Origin of the sequence: Cryobacterium sp. TMB3-10 (genome assembly GCF_004402305.1) — a bacterium.
In the GTDB taxonomy this organism is placed as follows: domain Bacteria; phylum Actinomycetota; class Actinomycetes; order Actinomycetales; family Microbacteriaceae; genus Cryobacterium; species Cryobacterium zongtaii.
Map to the genome: position 1 here is coordinate 38,340 of NZ_SOGH01000006.1, position 19,236 is coordinate 57,575.

The window sequence follows — 19,236 nt, forward strand, 5'->3', positions numbered from 1 at the left end:
GTGCCCGAGGTGTCAGAGGCACCTCGCTCAGCCTGTAGCGGTTCTGCAGGAGAACCTCTTAGCCGTTCGCCTTCGTGATGGTGGTCAGGACGACGAGCGCTGCCGAGGTGTACGGAGTCGGCGTCATGTAGGGATTGTCGGCGTCGGGCCAGCCGGTGAAGCTCTTGTCGGAGACGAGACCCCAGAGGCCCGCGTAGTAGACGGAGATGACCGGGAGGTCGTTGTACATGACCTCCTGGAGTTCCCCGGCGAGCTCCTTCTGGCGGTCCGCGTCTACGGTCGTGCGGAACTCGGTGAGCATCCTGTCGACCTCAGGGTTGGAGTACCGCTGGTAGTTCGACGGAGCCGTGGTGCCGATCGGCTGGAGGAAATCGGAGCTCAGCAGGTTGTAGTAGCCCTGGTAGACCGAGCCGTTGCCGCCGAAGGACGTCATCGCGACATCGAAATCACCGTTCTGCACCGCCTGGAAGTAAGCGGCGGGCTGCGGCTGGTTGATCTTCACATCGATGCCGATCGCGACATACTGTTTCTGGATCTCCTGCACTGCGCGCAGCCAGTCGGTCCAGCCGTTCGGTGTGGTGATCGTCATCTTGGCCTGCACGCCGTCCGCGTCGACGAGCTTTCCGCCCTTGGACGTGAATCCGGCCTTGGCGAAAGCCGCCTCAGCGGCGTCGGTGTCCTGCGTGACCATGCCCTCGTCGGGGATGGCGTCGGTGAGCCACTCGGCCTGTGTCGGCAGCAGGAGTCCCTGCTGTCCGGCGGCACCAACCGTGCCCTCTGAGGCGTTGTCGGCGATGCTGTCGCGCTTGAGAGCGAGAGACATGCCCTCGCGGAAGTTCGGGTCGTTGTAGGGCGCTTTGGTGAGGTTCGGCGCGATGGCAACCGTGCCAGCGGCGGGGAACCAGTACTGGTTGCCCTCGTCGGCGGCGACCCAGGTGTTCTCGACATCCGACATGAACGCGTAGGCCCAGTCGTAACCGTTGTTGACGACGTCCAGCTGCGAGTTCGCGGCGGGGAGCACGAGTTCATCGGCGGCCACCTTGTCGGCCTGCCAGTAGTCCGGGTTCTTCTCGAGCTTGTACTGGTTCGCGTTGAAGTCGCCGAGAGTGTAGGGGCCGGTTCCGATGGGGTCATCGTTGGTGAAGGTCACCGGGTCCGCCACGTCTGCCCAGAGGTGCTCGGCGACGATCGGCACGGCGAGCATGGTGATCGGTGCGGACGAGTCCTCCGCCTGGAGGACGAAGGTGACCGTCTGGCCATCCGCGCTCAGGGACTCAAGACGCGACCAGACACCGGTGCTGTCCAGTGCCGGGAACTCTTTGAGGAGGCTGTACGTGAAGACGACGTCCTCGGCGGTGAATGCTTCGCCGTCGCTCCAGGTGACGCCCTCGCGGATGTCCGAGACGATCGTCTTGGCGTCGGGCTGCGTGTAGTTCGTCTGCAGGAAGTTCGTTGACTTGCCGTCGAGAGCGTTGACGACCATGAGGGGTTCATTGATGATCGTCGATGCGGTTCGCTTCTCGATCACGAATGGGTTGAAGTTCTTGACGAACGTCGGCGATCCGTTGTCGGCGGCGAGCATGAGCGAGCTCGACCCTGCCGTTCCGGACTCGGTTCCCTGTTCGGGAGCTGCACAGGAGCTCAGAGCCAGGGCTGCGACGAGCCCCAGCCCCAGGACGGAAGTCAGGCGCGTACGCGTCCGACGGGTGCGATCGATCATGGATGTCTTCCCCTTAGTGTCATCTTTGTCACCTCGGCCGAGCGTTACGCATCCACGCGGATCACGTCGGCAAGTAGTGCTGTCCTCATACTGTATGCGCATACATCTCGTCGCGCAACTTCCGATCGAACAGACGACGGGATGGACGTGACGATGCCCGGCCTGGGTCAGGCGAGGCAACCACAGCTCTCACGCAGCAGTACCGTGACCGGTAGGGTTCCGGTCTGCGGTGGCATCAGGGGGTCCCCCAGTCTGCGCAGCAAGGTGTCCACCGCCGCTCGACCCAACTCACGCATGGGTTGACGGACGGTTGTGAGCCGCGGTTGTGACGTCTGCGAGGCGTCGATCCCGTCGAAGCCGGTGACTATGACGTCCTCGGGCACCCTCAGTCCTGAGGCGAGCAGGGCGTCGAGGACTCCCAGTGCGGTCTGGTCGTTCGAGCACACGAGCGCCCGCGGGACCCGACCTGCCTCGACCAGACGACGACCGAGCATCCGACCGTGACTCCGGGTGAAGTCACCCCGCAGCAGTGGCCCGGCCGGTGGCTCGATCCCCTCTGCTTGCAGCCCCATGCGGAATCCCTCGAAGCGGTCGTGATCGTCCGGGGAGTCGGCCGGGCCTCCGACGAAGGCCAGGTCGCGGACCCCGTGGGCGCCGACGATGTGCTGGGTCATCGCTTGCATGCCGGCTACGTTGTCGGTGCCGATGTGGTCGTAGTCGTCCCCTGCGCGCGTGCCGGCGATGACCACGACCGGGATATGCCGGGCGATGTGGGCAAGCAGCCGCTCGGGCACCGTCCGCGAGAGCGTGATCATGCCATCGACGCGACCGGCAAGGTTGTCGAAGATCTCGTCGCCACGCGCCACCGCGATAGTCACGGCCATGCCGTGCCGCCACGCCTCGATCTCCGTGCCAAGCATGACCTCGCTGAGGTAGAGGTCCCCGCTCGGCTCGACGTCCTCGGGCGGGTCGAAGTGCTCGATCACCCTGCCATCGGTATAGACGATCGGCGCCGGTCCGCCGTCGATCCCGTCGAAGTCGGGGAAGCACAGCCCGATCGCACCGGCCCGTCGCGCCGCCAGGCTCCGAGCGCTTCCGCTCGGCACGTAGCCCAAATTCAAGACGGCTGCGTCTACGCGGTCCTTGGTCGCCTGCGACACCTTGTGCGGCTTTCGGAACACCCGCGACACGGTCGCGATCGACACCCCCGCGAGATCCGCGACATCGTAGACGGTGGGAGTCTTCGGCATCAGATCCTCCATCTCGTATGGGCTCTAGCTGGGTGGATTTTGCGCCGTGGTACGGCATAAGGGTGCGGTGTAATCCATCTTGGCATGATTGTCGGACGCCCCTGAAATGCGCCTCATCGCCTGTTTCGGACCACCCCTGCGGGTCAGGGTGAGTTGAGGCCAGTAGCTCAGAGCGAGTACGCCCTCTGACGCGAGAAGCAGGAGGTCCCATCACGTCCAGTCCATCGTTGATCGCCAGGCGCGACGATAGTTCCATGACACCCGCAGGCCCGTCGATCAGCGCTTTTACCTGATGACCTCGGCGGAGTCTCGGCGGGATCGACGTCCTCGCCCACCTGGCGGGGCGGGACGAGCAGGACCAGCGGGACTACCGGGAACAGCGGGACCGTGGGACCAGCTCGGCCGTGCAAACCAGCTCGGCCAGCCGCACTAGCCACGGGTTTGGCCCGATGCGTTGCGGCCGTTGGGGGGCGGTGAAATACTTGCGCCACTGCCGGTTGACCGGCCGACTCTCTACCGCTTGGGATTGAGAACCTACATGGCCACGACATCGCACGGCCGCGGTGTGCATCGCGTCGTGCGCGCACGCCCCCTGCACAAACGCCGACTGCGAACCGGGACCATTGCGGGTCTGCTCGTGCTGGGCTCCACGGTTCTCACGGCCGGCGCACCGACCGCAGCGGACGCCGCGTCCACCCTGGCCGTGACCACGGTCGCACCCCAGCCAACCGACACGCCCACGCCCACGCCCACGCCCACGCCCACCGAGAATCCCACTCCCACTCCCACGGACACCCCAGGCGCCCCGACGTCGACTCCGATACCGACGGAGACACCGAGCGACCAGCCTTCGGATCCGGGACCAACTCCAGAGCCGTCTCCGCCGCCGGTCAGCCCCAGCCCGACCAGCCCAGCCACACCGGGCGACCCGACGAGCCCGGAGCCGACCCCCACCCCCACCCCGGAGCCGACAGCGGAGCCTACGCCGACCCCGCAGCCAACCCCCCAACCCACGGATCCGCCCACCGACTCCGCGCCCCCGACGTCTCCAGTCACGCCCCCCGCGAGCCCAGAAAACACCCCCTCGACATCAACAAGGCCGTCGTCTCCGGCCCCACGCTCGCCCGGCCGCGCGACGAGGCCCCTGAGCACCGCGGTGGCGGCTCCCTCGCTCGATGCCGCCCGCGCAGCATCCGCTCTCGCGGCAGCGGAGAGCGCCCGCGCCAACGCCCAGTCGGCCTACGACGCCGCAAGACTCGATCTCGCGGCGACGATGGCCGATAAGACCGCCGCCCTCACCAGGCTCGAGGAGGTTCGGGTGTTGGCCGACGCGGCCGCACTTCGCGCAGAGGTATCGACGCGCACGATGGCCAACCTGGTGCGAACGATGGTGCAAGAGGGCTCCGGCACGGCGGCACTGGACGCCTTGCTCAGCGATCGGGGCTCGGCGGACCTGCTCTCCCGCCTGGGAACCGTCGACCGGATCTCGATGCTGGCGGGCAATATGAGCGAGATCCGAGCGCTTGTCGATCGGGACAGCCAACGTGCGGCCACCCTGCAGGCTGACCTCGCGACCGCGCAGACGGCGGCGCTGGCTTTCACCGTCACCGAGCAGCAGGACGCCCTCGCGACCGCGGAGGTGTCGCTGAGCCAGGCCACCGCGGCCTTCGCAACCGCCAGCACGAACGCCGAGGCGGCGCTGGCCGATTCCGTCCAGGCCTCTGCGGACCGCGCTACTCAGGCGGTCAGCCAGCTGGCCGGCACCCTCGGTGCCCGGCTGAGTGACCAGGGTTGGGCCACTCCTGCTGTGGGAAGCCTTACCGACGGATTCGGCCCCCGACCTGAGCTGCCGTTACCCGGCGTTCTGCCGTTCCACTCGGGTGCCGACCTCGCCACCGCGTGCGGCTCCCCGGTGTACGCCGCCAGCAACGGTGTCGTCGCCCAGACGGGCCGATTCGGGACCTACGGCAACTGGGTGCTGATCGACCACGGCGACGGGGTGACCACCGGTTATGCCCACATCGCAGACGACGCCACCCTCGTGGCTGCCGGCCAGAGGGTCACGGCCGGTCAGGTGATCGCCGGAGTGGGCAGCACCGGCTCCTCCACCGGCTGCCACCTGCACCTCGAGGTGCGCGTCGACGCCATAGCTCTCGACCCACTCCCCTTCTTCACCGACCGCGGGATCGGACTCGGGATCGGCTAGATCAGCGCAGTGAACGTCGCATCCGACGGCTCTCCCGGCCGCCCTCGACCACCAGGTACAACACCGGCAGCACCACCAGGGTCAGCACCGTCGATGACACCAGGCCGCCGATGACGACGAGCGCCAGCGGCTGCGAGATGAAGCCGCCGTGTCCGGTGAGCCCGACGGCCATGGGCAACAGGGCGAAGATGGTGGCGAGCGCCGTCATCAGAATCGGCCGCAACCGGCGAGACGCGCCGTGCACCAGGGCGTCGTAGACGCTCTGCCCCCGGCGCCGGTACTGGTTGACCAGGTCGACGAGCACGATGGCGTTGGTCACGACGATGCCGATGAGCATCAGCACGCCGATCAATGAGGCGACGCCGAGCGGGATGCCCGTGACCACCTGCAACGCGATCGCCCCTGTCGCCGCGAACGGCACCGATACCAGCAGGAGCAGCGGCTGCAACAGCGACCGGAAGGTGGCGACCATGACGATGTAGACGATCAGGATGGCGACGAGCATCGCGATGCCCAGCTGCTGGAACGCGTCAGTCTGGTCGGCCGAGACGCCGCCGAGACTCGCCGTGGCGCCGGTGGGCAGCTCGGTGTCGGCCAGGGCCGTCGTGACCTGGGCGGTGGCGGTACCGAGGTCGTCGCTGTTGGGCGTGGCCGAGATCGTCGCGGTGCGCAGCCCCTTGGTGGTGGTGAGGGTGGACGGTCCGTCGACCTGCTGCACGGCGGCCAGGCTGTCGAGCGGGACCAGCCCCGCGAGAGTGGGGATCTGCAGGGCGGCGAGCTCCGCCGTGGTGGTCGGGGACGAGCCCGACTGCAGGTAGACCGACAGGGTGGCCTCGTCGATCACGATCGAGCCGATCGTGCTGGGCTGCATCGCCTGTGACACCAGCGTGCCGAGGGCCAATTCGCTGAGCCCGGCGGCGGCCGCCGCACTGCGGTCGATGGTCACGGCCACGTACGGGCGGGAGGCGGCGAGGTTGCTGCTGGCCTGGGTGAGGGAGTCGAGCTCGCCGACGACCGCGAGAATATCGTCGGATGCGGTCTGCAGGTCGGCGCCGGACGCCGCCGTGATGTCGATTTCGATGTCCGACGAGCCGCCGAAGCCGCCCCCGGACGAGACCGTGATCTCGCCGGCGTCGTCGAGGGTGTCGAGCTGCTCGCGCACCTCGACCTGGACCGCGTCGGCATCCGCGGAATCGTCGGTGGTCACCGAGTATGTGACGGTGCTGGAGGACGACCCTCCACCGGCGAAGGCCGCGAACGCACTGCCGCCACCGATGGAAACCTGCACGATGCTCACCCCGTCGACGGCGCGGACGGTGTCTTCGACCGCGGTGGAGGCGGCATCCTGGGCGGCGAGACTGGTGCCCACCGGAAGCTCCTGGCTGACCTGGAAGGTGGACTGGCCGGTCGAGCCGAGGAAGTTGACCTTCATGAAGGGCAGCATGGCGACGGTGCCGACCAGGACCAGTGCGGCGAGCAAGAGAGTGGCCACGTAGTGCCTGAGGGTCCAGTGGATGACCGGCAGGTAACCCTGCTGCAGACGACTGGGCTGTTCGCGGGCATCGCGTTCGTCGAAGCCGTCGGCGTCTGGCGCGGCGTGCCGGTTGCGGGTGGTCGGCGTGGACGAGGTGGTCGGTGCGACGGCGGCCGGTGCGGTCCCGGCGCTGACCGGAGCGGCTGTGAGTGGCACGGCTGCGACTGGCATGGCTGTGACTGGCGGGGCGGTGACTGGCGCGGCGCTGATGGCGGCGGACGCGGCGATTGCCTGACCGTCCGGGGACGGCTCGGCGGCGGCGGGCTTCGGCGCGCGCAGGAACCAGTAGGCCAGCACCGGAACGATCGTGAGTGAGACCAACAGCGATGCGAGCAGGGCGATGGTGACCGTGAGCGCGAACGGTCGGAAAAGCTCGCCCGTGGAGCCGCCGACGAACGAGATCGGCAGGAATACCGTGACGGTGGTGATGGTGGAGGCGGTGATGGCGCCGGCCACTTCTCGGACCGCGCGCACGATGGTCTCGGCGCGGTCGGCGCCCCAGACCAGGTGCCGTTTGATGTTCTCGATGACGACGATGGAGTCGTCGACGACTCGGCCGATCGCGATGGTGAGGGCGCCGAGCGTGAGGATGTTGAGCGAGTAGCCCACCGACTGCAGGCCGATGAACGTGATGAGCACCGAGGTGGGGATGGAGATCGCGGTGACCAGGGTGGCGCGCACCGACAACAGGAAGACCAGGATCACCAGGACCGCGAAGACCAGGCCGAGGATGCCCTCCTGGGTGAGCGCGTCGATGGACTCCTGGATGAACGGGGCCTGGTCGAAGACCACGGTGATGGTGGTGCCGGGCACGGCGTCTTCGAGCTGCGGCAGGATGGCGCGCACGGCGGTCGAGACGTCGACGGTGTTCGCGGCCGGCACCTTGGTCACCGAGATGGTGAGGGCTGGTTCGCCGTCGACCCTGGAGATGCTGGTGACGGGGTTCTCGACCACCGCGACAGCGGCGACGTCGCCGATCGAGACCGGTCCGGCCGCCGCGGGCGACAGGCCGGCTGCGGCGCCGGCGATCAGAGGCAGCGCGGCGATCTCCTCGGCGGAGCCGAGCTTGGTGCCGGCCTGCACAGACAGGGTGGTGTCGTTCTCGGTGAGGGAACCGGCCGGGATGAGCGACCCGTTCTGCTGCAGAGCGTCCCGGATGGCGCTCGCGCTGAGGCCGCGCGTGGCCAGGGCCGCGGCATCCGGCGTGATGGTGACGCGCCGGCCGATGTCGCCGACGAGGGCGGCATCGCGCACCCCGTCGATGTCGCGGATGTCGCCGAGGACGCCGCGGGTGAGCTGGTCGGCGATGGTGTCGGCGTCGCCGCCGGACACGGCGAGCGACAGCACCGGGAAGTCGTCGATGCTGCCACTGATCACCTGGGGGTCGAGGTCGGCGGGCAGGGTGGTCTTGATGCGGTTGACGGCCTGGCTGATCTTGGATTCGGCCTTGACCAGGTCGGTGCCGTAGGTGAACGTGGCGTTGACCAGCGACGAGTTGGTGCTGCTGGTGGTGGAGGTGGATTCCAGGCCCTCGATGCCCTGGATGGCGGTCTCGATCGGCGTGGACACGTCATCGTTGACCACCTCGGGCGAGGCACCCGGGTAGCTCGTCGAGATCAGCAGCGTCGGCAGCTGCAGGGAGGGGATCAGCTCCTGCTTGAGGCTGGTCAGCGCGAGGGAGCCGAAAACGGCCGCGACGATGGTGATGAGCGCGATGAGCGCCCGGTTCTTCATGCTCAAGACCGAGAGAAAATACACCCGATCAGTATCCCATTGCACAGTAGCCACCAGCGGGGCCGGCAGCCGTGAGATGTGACGGTCTGGTTACGGTCAGACCACATCGGCGAGGTACCCGGTGTCGGGCATTGGATGCCGCAGCAGCGACTCCCAGGCCAGCCCGAGGGCGTCGAGGGCACGCGGCATCTCGTCGGGACCGGAGCAGAACGGGATACGCAGGAACCTCTCGAACGCTCCGTCGATGCCGAAGCGCGGGCCGGCCGGCAGCAGCAGCCCCTGGGTGCGCGCCGCGAGGGCGAGCTGGGAGCTGACCGGCCGGCCGAGGTTGACCCACAGGGTGACGCCGCCGTCCACGTGGGGCACCTGCCAGTCGGGAAACCGCGTGCTCAGACCCGTCACGAGACGGTCCCGCCCCGCCCGCAACAGCGTCCGGCGGGACTCGAGAATCTCGGGCAGCTCCCGCAGCAGCCGCGTGACGATGAGCTGCTCCAGCACCGGGGTGCCGAGATCGTTGGCGAGCCGGGCCGCGGCCAGCTTGCGGATCAGGCCGGGGTCGGCCCGGATCCAGCCCACCCGCAGACCGCCCCAGACCGTTTTACCCACCGACCCGACGGTGACGGCGAGGTCGGGCCGGTCGGGGTCGGCCGAGGCGGCGAACGGGCCGAACTCCCCCGGCCGGTCGATGTCGAGTTCGCCGATGGTTTCGTCGCTGATCAGCACGGTGCCCTGCCGGGCAGCCGCGGCCAGCACCCGTTCTCGTTGGGCAACGGGCATGGTCTGCCCGGTGGGATTCTGGAAGTCGGGCATCAGGTAGCCGAGCACCGGATTGCTGCGCTGGATCGTCTGCAACAACGCCGACTCGTCCCAGCCGGCGTCCGCGCCGGGCAGCGCGGCGGTGACTGACACCGGCATCAGGCGACCGCCGGCCGCCCGCAGCGCCTCGTAGGCATGCGGGTAGGTCGGCGTCTCGACGAGGACCCTGTCGCCCCGGCTGATCAGCACCCGCGCGAGCAGGGCGATGGCGTGCTGGGCGCCGACGGTGACCATGATCTGTTCGGGCTCGGTGGGCAGCCCCCTGGCCCGGTAGCGGTCGGCAATGGCCCGGCGCAGTTCGGGCAGGCCGACGGGGTCGAAGCCAGAGCCGGTCAGGTGCGCCGGCAGGTCCGCCGCGGCGAGCGCGGCCACCTCGGCGAGGCCGGGCCAGGCGGGCAGCACCGCCTGGCCGAGATCTAGCACGCCGGCCGGCACCGCGGCATCCGCCACGACGGTCACCCCGGGCAGACGGGCGACACTGCCGGAGCCCTGCACACTGTGCAGATAACCGGCCTCGCGCAGCTGCCGGTACGCGGCCGTGACCGTGGTGCGGCTGAGCCCCAGCCTGATGCCGAGGTCGCGTTCCGCGGGCAGCCGGCTATCGGTGGGGATGCGGCCGTCGAGGGTGAGCAGGCGGATGCGGTCGGCCAACGCCCGGTAGGCGCTGCCCGCCGTGCGCCAGTCGCCCAGCAATGACTCCAGGCCGCGGGCGGTGAGCTGGTTCGACGACATGAAGCCACTCTAGGCAAATTGGCTACTTGAGGACAGGGTGCTGATGCAATTGGATTGACTCTTATGACCCGTCGTGTGATTCAGCTCATCATTGGCCTCTTCCTCTATGGGATCGGTATCGCGTTGATCGTGCGCGGCGCGATCGGGGTGGCCCCGTGGGACGTACTGACCCAGGGCATCGACGGGCAACTGCACCTCGGTTTCGGAGTCATCACCACGATCATCAGCGGCATCGTGTTGCTGCTGTGGATCCCGCTCAAGCAGCGGTTGGGCATCGGCACCGTCCTGAACGCTGTGCTTGTGGGCCCGGCGGCGGATGTGGGCCTGTGGCTGGTGCCGGCAGACCTCGCCCTGTGGCTGCGAGTGTTGCTGTTCGCCGCCGGGTTGCTGCTGCTGGCCATCGCCTCGGGTATCTACATCGGTGCGGGACTCGGCCCCGGTCCGCGCGACGGCCTGATGACCGGGCTGCACGCCCGCACCGGCTGGCCGATCTGGACGGTGCGCACCGGCATCGAGGGGCTGGTTCTCGCGACCGGCTGGGTGCTCGGCGGCAACGTCGGGGTGGGCACCGTGCTGTTCGCCCTCCTGGTGGGGCCGCTCTGTCAGTGGACGCTGCCTCTGTTCGCCAGGGACCGCAGCCGTCGTGAGGCGCCGACCCCCGCGTTCGATCCCGCGTAGCTCGCGAAAGCGGCCCTGTGGCGACCTCGGCCGGCGGAAGCGACCACTTTCCCGCTCTCGCGGGATGGACGCCGCCTCGTTAGAGGGTGCGGTCCAGGTAGGCCGCGAGGGCGTCACGCACGAAGCCGGCCCCGGCCTGGCCGCCGTAGTGGGCCGCGAATCTGTCGTCGGCGACGTACATCTCGCCGAGCCCGCACACGTAGGCGGCGGCCGGGTGGCCGTTCTCTCGCGGTATGCCGGGCACACCATCGAGCCACTCCACATGCCGCCTGGCTAATTCCTGCGCCTCGGCACCGGCGGGGGCGACCTGTCGTGCGGCGGCCTCCTGCCAGTCGGCCTGGAGCGCGGCGGTCGTCGCCTGCCACTGGGCACGTTGCGCGGGGCTCATGCCCCGCCACCACCTGTCGCCGCCGGCGTAGGCGTCGGCTCCCCAGCGCTGTTCGACCTCCTCCCTATGAGTGGTGTGGTCGAAGCCGTCGAACATCGCCTCTGCCATGAGCTGGTCCTTTCTCTCCAAAGCTGTGATGGTGGTTCGCACCGACCGGATCTGACGCTGCAACCTGTGTTGTTCCTGCTCGAGCCAGCCGAGGTGCGATCGCAGGGCCGCCGCTTCGTCGGTCTCGCGGTCGAGCACACCACGAATCGCCGGCAGCCCGAGGCCCAGCGCGCGCAGCAACAGGATGCGTTGCAGCCGCACGAGCGCCCGGTCGTCGTAGTAGCGGTAGCCGTTGGCTGCGATCCGGCTCGGTGGGAGCAGCCCCTCGGCGCCGTAGTGGCGCAGGGTGCGGCTCGTGGTTCCGGCCAGCCGGGCGATGTCCTGGATCGAGTGGTCCACCTGTGTCGCGCTCCTTTCGGTAGCGGCGTCGAGCGGGCCGCCCGACGACGTCCAGGATAATTCTTGACGCTACGTCAATGTCAACCGCAGAATGCGACGATGGTGTCTTCGAGGATCTCGGCGACCTGATGGATCGACGACTCCGTGGCCCACTCGACACGGGCGTGCGCTCCGGCGCCGTCGACCCCGAACAGCAGGCACTGGATGCCGGCCTCCCGGACCAGGCCGGCGTCGGTCCAGAACGGCTCGCCCCTCTGCACGACAGCGTGGCCGAGCACCCGTTCGGCCTGCTCGTCGAGCAGGCGCACGATGGGCCAGTTTGGATCGGCCTCGAATGCGCCGCGGGCGACGAGACGGGTGAGGTCGTAGCGGAAGTCGGCGGTGTCACGGGCCAGGCGATCGAGGAGGCGCCGCAGCTCGGCCTCGATCCGCTCCGGGGTCTCGCCGGGCAGCGTGCGCCGCTCGATGGTGAGGGTGGCACTCGCGGCGACGGTCGCGGCATCCGTACCGCCGGTGATCGTGGCGACCCGGACGCTGCCGTGGCCGAGCAGCGGGTGCGCGGGTTTCTGCTCAAAGCCGGCCCGGAGCTCATCGAGGCCCTGAAGCACCAGGCCGGCATGCCGGATGGCGTCGACGCCCTGGCCGGGCATCGACCCGTGGGCCGCCCGCCCGTGCAGGGTGAGCTCGAACCAGGCGAAACCACGGTGGCAGACGGTGAGGCTGAGCTCGCTCGGCTCCACGACGATGGCCGCGTCGGCGGTGAACCGCCGCAGCACCTCCTCGGTGCCCAGGCTGCCGAATTCTTCGTCGGCCACCAGCGTCACCAGCAGATCGCCGGCCAGCGGCGTGAGGGTGGCCCGGTGCGCGGCGACCAGGACGGCGGCCAGGCCTCCCTTGGTATCGAAGGCACCGCGACCGTGCACCCGGTCGGAGTGCCGGGCGCCGGAGAACGGGTCGCCCTCGTAGCCGTCGACCCCGACAGTGTCGAGGTGGGCGTTGAGCATCAGGGAGGCACCCTCGCCGGTGCCGCGCTTGATGCCGACGATGGACGGCCGGCCGGTGCGTTCCTCCAGCCGATGCACCTCGAAACCTCGCGCGGCCAGCCACTGGGCGCACCAGTCGGCGATCTCGGCCTCGCCGGCGCCGTCCGGGCAGAGGTCGGGGTTGGTGGAATCGATTGCGATGAGGCGGGCGGCCAGCACGACGGGATCCAGGTGACCGTTGTCACCAGGCTCGAGTGAGCCGGGTTCGAGGGCGCCGGTCGGGCCCGGCTCGTGAGAAGGGTTCGTCGCCATTCACCGAACCTAGTGCCCGATGGCCCGGTCCGGCAGGGGGCCTCCCCCGGCGGCCCGGCGGAGCACTGTTTACCCTGGCGGTGGTTTCGGCCAGAATTGCATGATGGGAGACGAAGCCGCCGTGGATGCTCCGGCGACGCCGGAGCGGGCATCCGCGAACGCGCCGCTTCGCCTGCTGGCGGCGGCACTGATTTCGACCTCGGCGGTGCTGTTGTTCGCACTGCGGATGCCGCTGCCCGGCTACGCCACGCTCGCGGCGGCCCTGCTCGTGGCCGTGCTGGTGGACCGGGCGCTGTTCCGCGACCTGCTCCTCATAGCGGTCGGGCTCCTGATCATCAGCACCATCTCGGTCGAGGCCGACATCAGTTATTCCAACATGGCACTGATGGGGGTGGTGCTCTCGGCCGCGGTGGCCGTGCCGTACCTCATCTCACGGCGCGCCTTCGGGGACCGCCAGGTCTGGTTCCCGATCAAGACCGGGCAGCGCTGGACCACTCTGGAACGCTGGTACCTGGTGGGTGTGCTGCTGCTGGGGTACCTCATTCTGCCGAGCTACTTCATCCGCTCCGGCGCCTACTTGAATTGGCCGAGCATCAGCGCGCCCGACGAGCTCGGCCGGCTCTTCGTTGGCGTGGGATTCGTGGGCATCTGGGACGAACTGTTCTTCATCTGCACGGTGTTCGCCCTGTTCAGGCGGCACTTCTCCTTCTGGACGGCGAACCTCCTGCAGATGGTGATCTTCGTCTCGTTCCTGTGGGAACTCGGCTACCGCAGCTGGGGGCCGCTGCTGACGATCCCTTTCGCCCTGCTGCAGGGCTACACCTTCTCGATCACGAAATCGCTGACCTACGTGGTCTGCGTGCACCTGCTCTTCGACCTCGCGGTGTTCCTCGTGCTGGTGCACGCCCACAACCGCGACTGGCTGACGATCTTCCCCTACTGACCGGGCTGACCGGGCTGACCGGACTACCTTCGGGTTTGCCGTGAGGGCCTTGCCGGGAGTCAAGACGCGATATATCTTGAGATGCATTGAACGCGATATATCGCGAAGGAGAAGACTATGACGCAGGAAAAATGGCTCGTCGCCCCCGGGCAGACGAAGGTCATCGATGTTGAGCTGGTTCGCTCGCTCAAAGTGGGCCTGATCGGTGGAAAAGTGGACGTGATCGGCAGCGACGAACCGGGCGCGCGCATCGAGGTGCACAGCGTCTCGGGCAAAGACCTCAAGATCTCGGTGGTCGATGACACCCTCGAGATCGATCACCCCCAGCTGCGCTGGGACAACTTCATCGACGTGTTCGCCTCCTTCCGCGGCAGCGCCAAGGCCGAGGTGAGCATCACCGTCCCCCGCGATGTCGCCATGAAATTCGGCGTCGTCACGGCTGACGCCCTCGTAACGGGGCTGCGCAATGACGCCAAGCTCAGCACGGTCTCCGGCGACCTCGTGGTCGACGACATCATCGGCGACCTCGAGCTCAACGGCGTGAACGGGGAGATGTCGGTTCGCAATCACACCGGCAACATCGTGGCGCACACTGTATCCGGCGACGTCACCGCGAGCGGCGACATCGGCCGGTTCACCGTCGACGGCGTCACGAGCGCTGTCTTCCTCGATATCGACGGCGTACCAGACCAGGTCTCCACCAACCTCGTCAGCGGCAGCCTGACCGTGCGCATCGGCGCCGACGTGCCGACCCGCTACAAGATCAACACCGTCTCCGGCACCCTGCAGCTGGACAACCAGACCATCCGCGGCACCCTCGGCAAGGGGTACGACGGCAGCACCGGCAACCTCGACGGTGCCTGGCTCGACCTGCGCGCGAACTCGGTATCCGGAAACATCTCGGTCATCCGCCGCCACGGCGCCGGCGTCAACGACGCGGGCAGCACGGCCGGCAGCACCGAGACCGCGGGTGACGGAGCGTCATCATGACCCCGATCTTCGCCCACGGCAGCCTGCGCCTCTACCTGCTGAGCCTGCTTGCCGAGCGTCCTCGGCACGGTTACGAGCTCATCCAGGCACTGAGCGACCGCTTCGGCGGCACCTACAGCCCGAGCGCCGGGACCATCTACCCGCGCCTGGCAAAGCTTGAGGAGGAGGGACTGGTCACCAAGACGGCCGGCGACCGCAAGACCGTATACGAGATCACCGACGCCGGCCGCGCCGAGCTCGCCGCCCGCGCCGACGACCTGGCCAATATCGAGAGCGAGGTCACCGACTCGGTGCGTCGCCTCGCCGACGAGGTTCGTACGGGGGTCACCGAGGCCATGAAGAGCCTGCGCGCCGACCTGGCCTCGGCCGCCCGCCAGAAGCCGCCAGAGCCGACAAAGTCCACGGCGGACGCCCGCCCCACCGGCGACGCGAACCTGGCGCTGAGGGAGGCCGACATGGTGCTCAACGAGTTCCGGCAGCAGGTGCGCGCCGACCTGCGCCGCCAGGCCTACCGTTCGACGATGCCGGTCGACACCGTGCCGGAACTGCGGCGCCAGCTCGACGCCGTGCGCGCCAGCATCCGCGACTCGCTCACGCGGTAACCTGCGCGGCAGCTGGGAGAGTCCGGACGCACGGTGGAGGCCCGGACTCTCCAGGCACAGCGTGCGGAACTACGGGCCCATCAGCCGGAACGATGCGAACGAACGACCGGACTTCAGCTGCGAAAACGCCCGGCTGATCCTGTCAATGTGCCGACAACTTGACAGCGAGGTGCATCGGAGTAGTGTCGTCCCTCGTGACACCAGAGGGGAACCCCCCAGCACCCGAAGCCCGATCACCGAAACGGTGGATAATCGGCGAACCGCTCGCCAGCGAACACCTGGACGGGCAGCTGCTTCCGAAGCACCTGGCGCTGCCGATTTTCGCCAGCGACCCGCTGTCCAGCGTCGCGTACGCTCCGCAGGAACTGCTGATGATCCTGACCCTCGGCGGGCTCGCCTTCCTGAGCTTCGCACCCTGGGTCGCGGCCGTGGTCGTGCTGCTCCTGGTGGTGGTGGTGGCCTCCTACCGGCAACTCATCAAGGCCTATCCCAACGGTGGTGGCGACTACGAAGTCGCCTCCAAGAACCTCGGCGAGAAGGCCGGCCTCGTCGTCGCATCCGCCCTGCTCGTGGACTACGTGATGACCGTCGTGGTCTCGGTGTCCAGCGGCGTGGACAACATCATCTCGGCGCTGCCCGGGCTGGCACCACTACGGGTGGAACTGGCAGTGCTTTTTGTCATCGTGCTCGCCGCCGTCAACCTGCGGGGAGTCGCCGAGTCGAGCAAGGCCTTCGCTCTGCCCACCTACCTGTTCATCGGCAGCGTGCTGCTGATGATCGTCGTCGGCCTGGGCCGTGTGGCCCTGGGCGACGCGCCGGTCGCGGAGTCGGCGGGATTCGAGGTGGAGGCCCACAACCTCGCCCAGACGGCGTTCATCCTGCTACTTCTGCGCTCCTTCGCCAGCGGATGTAGCGCCCTGACCGGCGTAGAAGCCATCGCCAACGGCGTGCCGGCCTTCAAGCGCCCCAAGATCAAGAACGCCCAGATCACCCTGACCCTGATGGGCGGCATCGCCATTGTGCTGTTCGTGGGGCTCACCGCGCTGGCGCTGTTCTCCAAGGTGCACTACGCGGAGAACCCCTGCGACCTGATCGGCTGGGCGGAGTGCGAGACCCAGCCCCAGCGCAGCCTGATCGCCCAGATCGCTGCGGCCACCTTCGGTAACAACTCGCTGATGTTCTTCATCCTGCAGGGCGCAACGGCCCTGATCCTGCTGCTGGCCGCGAACACGGCCTTCAACGGGTTCCCGCTGCTCGGCAGCGTGCTGGCCCGCGACTCCTACGCACCCAAGTCGCTGAGCACCCGCGGCGACCGACTGATCTACTCGAACGGCGTTGTGCTGCTCGCTCTGGCCGCCATCGTGATCATCGTGATCTACCAGGCCAACCTCACGGTGCTGATCCAGCTCTACATCATCGGCGTTTTCGTGTCGTTCACCATCGGCCAGACCGGCATGGTGAAGCACTGGCTGACCCTGTTGAAGACGGATCCGCCCAACCGGGGTTCGATCATCCGGAGCCTCTCGATCAACGGTTTCGGGGCCGCGCTCACCGGCGTGGTGCTGATCGTCGTCACGATCACCAAGTTCACCCATGGCGCCTGGCTGGTGTTCCTGATGATGCCGATCCTGTTCGTGCTGATGATCGGCGTGAACCGGTACTACCGCGACGTGGCCAAGGAGATCGAGGTCGACCCGATCACAACGTTCGGTTCGCAGGGCGACCACGCCATCGTGCTCGTGGGCAAGATGCAGAAGCCCGTGCTCAAGGCCCTCGACTACGCCATCGCGGCCAGGCACGTGAGCCTGGAGGCCGTGCACGTGTCGATCGACGAGGAGGAGACCGAGGACCTCATCATCGACTGGGCCAAGCAGAACATCCAGGTGCCGCTGAACATCGTGGCGTCGCCGTACCGCGACATCAGCTGGCCGCTGATCTGTTACATCAAGGACCGCCGCGAGGAGTACGGCTCCGAGGTTGTCACCGTGTACACGCCGATCTACATCGTCGGGCACTGGTGGGAGTCGCTGCTGCACAACCACAAGGCCCGCCGACTGCGCCAGAAGCTGATGCTCGTGCACGGCGTGACCATAGCGCTGGTGCCGTGGCTGCTGGACTCCTCTGAGCTCATCTACGGGCGCAGGTCCCGACCGATCCCCGGCCAGGAGCGTCGCGGTGAGCCCGTGCGCTCGCACCCGATCCCGCGTAAGCCCCTCGCTCCGGCGGGCATGGACACGACGAGCGTCGCAGTGCAGACAGAGGATATCGGCCCCAAGTCGAGCCCGGCCAGCCCGCCCATGAAACCGCGGCCCCGGCCGGTCAACCCGAACCGGCGCAAGCGCAAGTAAGCACGCGTCAGAGCAGGGCGAAGACCTGCCGAGCGATGGTCCGGCCGGCCCGTCGGGCGCCGATGGTGCTGGCCTGTGGCCCGTAGCCGGCCAGGAAGATCCGCGGGTCCGTCCAGGAGGAGCCGGCGCCGACCACGAGCCCGCCCGCCTGATCGCGCAGCTTGAGCGGTGCCAGGTGGCGCAGCTCCGGCCGGAACCCGGTGGCCCAGATGATCGCGTCCGCTTCGGTGACGGAGCCGTCGGCCCACCGCACCCCGGTCGGCTCCAGGCCGACGAACATCGGCCGCGCCACCAGGGTGCCCCTGTCGATACCGCCCTGGATGCGTCGGCTGACCGGTACGCCGGTGCCGCTGACGATGCTCGGCAGCGCGCGACCGTTGCGGGCGGCGTCGTCCTGCATGGCCACCGCGGCCGATGCCCCCTCGAGATCAAGATGCTCGGTGTGCACCCAATCGATCGGGCGACGCGAGGCCCAGGTCAGGCTCGCCGCGACACCCTCCAACTCGAGCATGAAGCCGATCGCGGAGGTGCCGCCACCGACCACAACGACCCGCTGACCGGCGAATTTGGCGGCATCCCTGAAGCCCGCGGTGTGCAGCTGGCGGCCGGCGAACCGCCCGGCGCCCGGGTAGTGCGGCACAAACGGTGCGCCCCAGGTGCCGGTGGCATTGACGAGCAAGCCGGCGAGGGTCTCCCGCTCGCCGTAGACCGGGGACGTTGTGCGCACGACGAGGTCGGCTCGTCGGTTGAACACCGATTGAACCGAGACCGGGCGCACGACGTTGAGTTCAAAATGCTCCTCGAAGCGTCGGTAGTACTCGCTCACCACGTCCCGCGCGGGCCGGGAACGGTCGGCGTTCTCGAAGCTCAGGCCGAGCTCGTTCAGGCCGGGGAGGTCGTTGACCCTGTGAGCAGCGCCGAGGCGCAGGGACTCCCAGCGGTATTGCCAGGCGCCACCGGCATCCGCACCGCGGTCGAAGATCACGAAATCACGCCCCGCCGTGAGCCCGAACCGCTTGAGGTGGTACGCCACGGAGAGTCCGGCCTGGCCGGAACCGATGATCACCACCGGCACAGCCGTGGCGTTCACCATGCGTCCTCTTCCCTGGGGTTCTGACCGCAGAGCCGCGGCATCGGGGCGAGAGGCCCACCATGCTAAACTAGCGGCTAGATTTCACTATTCCGTTCGGCAACTCCCGGGTGACTCATCACTCACCCGGCCTGGCATCGTTAGGGGGTCACGCATGGGGCGCGGCCGTCAAAAAGCAAAGCACACCAAGGTTGCCCGCGAGCTGAAGTACTTCAGCCCGGACACCAACTACAACGCGCTCGAACGCGAGCTCACCGGGCATCCGGTGACCGACCCGCGGCTCGACGAGGACCTGGCCAAGTGGCCGGAGTACGAAGCGAACAAGACGACGTCAGACGAGTCGGACGACTATGTCGACCACTACGACACCGAAGACGAGAAGAAGCGCGCCTAGCCCGTTTCTCGATCAGCCGCGCACGTTCTCGTGCGCGGCTGTCGTGTTGGCGCGCCCGTCGACCGCTTC

General features: G+C 68.1%; 14 protein-coding genes. 7 read left to right on the plus strand and 7 right to left on the minus strand.

The genetic code is table 11. The annotated features are described in order from the left end of the window. Window positions 1-58 precede the first annotated feature (58 nt). On the minus strand, window positions 59-1,720 hold the full coding sequence (locus tag E3T22_RS02445; protein ID WP_088457366.1) for an ABC transporter substrate-binding protein: 1,662 nt from the start codon (window positions 1,718-1,720) through the stop codon (window positions 59-61). A gap of 167 nt (window positions 1,721-1,887) precedes the next feature. Then, window positions 1,888-2,982, minus strand: coding sequence for a LacI family DNA-binding transcriptional regulator (locus tag E3T22_RS02450; RefSeq protein WP_241983573.1), 1,095 nt, complete (start codon window positions 2,980-2,982; stop codon window positions 1,888-1,890). Between the two features lie 1,144 nt (window positions 2,983-4,126). Here E3T22_RS02450 and E3T22_RS02455 point away from each other — a divergent pair. Beyond that, complete coding sequence (locus tag E3T22_RS02455; RefSeq protein WP_134480212.1) at window positions 4,127-5,176, plus strand: M23 family metallopeptidase; 1,050 nt, start codon at window positions 4,127-4,129, stop codon at window positions 5,174-5,176. Window position 5,177: 1 nt separating this feature from the next. On the opposite strand, the gene E3T22_RS02460 is transcribed toward E3T22_RS02455, so the two are convergent. After that, complete coding sequence (locus E3T22_RS02460; protein ID WP_134480214.1) at window positions 5,178-8,468, minus strand: efflux RND transporter permease subunit; 3,291 nt, start codon at window positions 8,466-8,468, stop codon at window positions 5,178-5,180. A 72-nt stretch (window positions 8,469-8,540) separates the two neighbouring features. Next, window positions 8,541-9,992 (minus strand): PLP-dependent aminotransferase family protein, encoded by a 1,452-nt coding sequence (locus tag E3T22_RS02465; protein WP_134409370.1) that lies wholly within the window; start codon window positions 9,990-9,992, stop codon window positions 8,541-8,543. A gap of 63 nt (window positions 9,993-10,055) precedes the next feature. On the opposite strand from E3T22_RS02465, the gene E3T22_RS02470 reads away from it, so the two are divergent. Then, a complete protein-coding gene (locus E3T22_RS02470) occupies window positions 10,056-10,670 on the plus strand; it encodes a YitT family protein (RefSeq protein ID WP_088457370.1) in 615 nt (204 codons plus the stop codon). 79 nt (window positions 10,671-10,749) lie between these two features. On the opposite strand, the gene E3T22_RS02475 is transcribed toward E3T22_RS02470, so the two are convergent. Continuing rightward, window positions 10,750-11,505 (minus strand): MerR family transcriptional regulator, encoded by a 756-nt coding sequence (locus E3T22_RS02475; protein ID WP_134480216.1) that lies wholly within the window; start codon window positions 11,503-11,505, stop codon window positions 10,750-10,752. A gap of 80 nt (window positions 11,506-11,585) precedes the next feature. Continuing rightward, the gene (locus E3T22_RS02480; protein WP_134480218.1) at window positions 11,586-12,800 is read right to left on the minus strand and encodes a M20/M25/M40 family metallo-hydrolase; all 1,215 of its coding nucleotides are present in this window, start codon (window positions 12,798-12,800) and stop codon (window positions 11,586-11,588) included. Window positions 12,801-12,903: 103 nt separating this feature from the next. Here E3T22_RS02480 and E3T22_RS02485 point away from each other — a divergent pair, with 103 nt between their 5' ends. From E3T22_RS02485 to E3T22_RS02500, 4 genes are all read left to right on the plus strand, one after another. Continuing rightward, the gene (locus E3T22_RS02485) at window positions 12,904-13,743 is read left to right on the plus strand and encodes a CPBP family intramembrane glutamic endopeptidase (protein WP_240632515.1); all 840 of its coding nucleotides are present in this window, start codon (window positions 12,904-12,906) and stop codon (window positions 13,741-13,743) included. A gap of 117 nt (window positions 13,744-13,860) precedes the next feature. Beyond that, a complete protein-coding gene (locus tag E3T22_RS02490; protein WP_103478554.1) occupies window positions 13,861-14,733 on the plus strand; it encodes a DUF4097 family beta strand repeat-containing protein in 873 nt (290 codons plus the stop codon). Further along, window positions 14,730-15,335 carry a PadR family transcriptional regulator gene (locus tag E3T22_RS02495; protein ID WP_088457374.1) on the plus strand — a complete coding sequence of 202 codons (606 nt, stop codon included), beginning with the start codon at window positions 14,730-14,732 and terminating at the stop codon, window positions 15,333-15,335. Before E3T22_RS02490 ends, E3T22_RS02495 begins: the two co-directional genes overlap by 4 nt. 194 nt (window positions 15,336-15,529) lie before the next feature. Continuing rightward, the gene (locus tag E3T22_RS02500) at window positions 15,530-17,683 is read left to right on the plus strand and encodes an APC family permease (protein ID WP_174776242.1); all 2,154 of its coding nucleotides are present in this window, start codon (window positions 15,530-15,532) and stop codon (window positions 17,681-17,683) included. Between the two features lie 7 nt (window positions 17,684-17,690). On the opposite strand, the gene E3T22_RS02505 is transcribed toward E3T22_RS02500, so the two are convergent. Further along, window positions 17,691-18,776 carry an NAD(P)-binding domain-containing protein gene (locus E3T22_RS02505; RefSeq protein WP_134480220.1) on the minus strand — a complete coding sequence of 362 codons (1,086 nt, stop codon included), beginning with the start codon at window positions 18,774-18,776 and terminating at the stop codon, window positions 17,691-17,693. Window positions 18,777-18,927: 151 nt separating this feature from the next. Here E3T22_RS02505 and E3T22_RS02510 point away from each other — a divergent pair, with 151 nt between their 5' ends. Next, the gene (locus E3T22_RS02510) at window positions 18,928-19,167 is read left to right on the plus strand and encodes a DUF3073 domain-containing protein (RefSeq protein ID WP_088457376.1); all 240 of its coding nucleotides are present in this window, start codon (window positions 18,928-18,930) and stop codon (window positions 19,165-19,167) included. Window positions 19,168-19,236 lie beyond the last annotated feature (69 nt).

Bases quoted from the DNA above. Each gene is read 5' to 3' on its own strand.
- E3T22_RS02450 (WP_241983573.1), bottom strand. From the start codon at position 2,982: ATGGAGGATCTGATGCCGAAGACTCCCACCGTCTACGATGTCGCGGAT.
- E3T22_RS02485 (WP_240632515.1), top strand. From the start codon at position 12,904: ATGGGAGACGAAGCCGCCGTGGATGCTCCGGCGACGCCGGAGCGGGCA.
- E3T22_RS02465 (WP_134409370.1), bottom strand. From the start codon at position 9,992: ATGTCGTCGAACCAGCTCACCGCCCGCGGCCTGGAGTCATTGCTGGGC.
- E3T22_RS02445 (WP_088457366.1), bottom strand. From the start codon at position 1,720: ATGATCGATCGCACCCGTCGGACGCGTACGCGCCTGACTTCCGTCCTG.
- E3T22_RS02495 (WP_088457374.1), top strand. From the start codon at position 14,730: ATGACCCCGATCTTCGCCCACGGCAGCCTGCGCCTCTACCTGCTGAGC.
- E3T22_RS02470 (WP_088457370.1), top strand. From the start codon at position 10,056: ATGACCCGTCGTGTGATTCAGCTCATCATTGGCCTCTTCCTCTATGGG.
- E3T22_RS02510 (WP_088457376.1), top strand. From the start codon at position 18,928: ATGGGGCGCGGCCGTCAAAAAGCAAAGCACACCAAGGTTGCCCGCGAG.
- E3T22_RS02480 (WP_134480218.1), bottom strand. From the start codon at position 12,800: ATGGCGACGAACCCTTCTCACGAGCCGGGCCCGACCGGCGCCCTCGAA.
- E3T22_RS02490 (WP_103478554.1), top strand. From the start codon at position 13,861: ATGACGCAGGAAAAATGGCTCGTCGCCCCCGGGCAGACGAAGGTCATC.
- E3T22_RS02505 (WP_134480220.1), bottom strand. From the start codon at position 18,776: ATGGTGAACGCCACGGCTGTGCCGGTGGTGATCATCGGTTCCGGCCAG.